Below are 243 nucleotides of genomic sequence, written 5' to 3'. Positions count from 1 at the left end.
AGGTGCGCCGTTTCGAGGGCCATTCCGGCACCGTCTATGCGCTGTGTTTCTCTTCCGACGGCAAGCGTCTCGGCTCCGTCTCGCCCGAGGGCACGGCGCGCATCTGGAACATGGACACCGGCGCGGAGATCGCCGAATTCGATCCCGGCACCGGCCCGACCTATTCGGTCGCCTTCGCCCCCGACGGCCCGGTTTTGACCGGCGGAATCGCCCCCCCCATCGGCGTTGGGCCGGCTGGCGGGG

The 243-nt window shown here is 70.0% G+C and carries 1 protein-coding gene; it reads left to right on the top strand.

What is annotated here, in order from left to right:
- Positions 1–243, top strand: a 243-nt coding sequence (locus KVT37_RS32630) for a WD40 repeat domain-containing protein (RefSeq protein WP_368860649.1), incomplete at both ends; no start/stop codon positions are given.

The organism is Mesorhizobium sp. GbtcB19, from assembly GCF_019091085.1.
Classification (GTDB): Bacteria; Pseudomonadota; Alphaproteobacteria; order Rhizobiales; family Rhizobiaceae; genus Mesorhizobium.
Note: the sequence above shows the minus strand (reverse complement) of the source record. Positions and strands in the feature narration are given on the sequence as shown.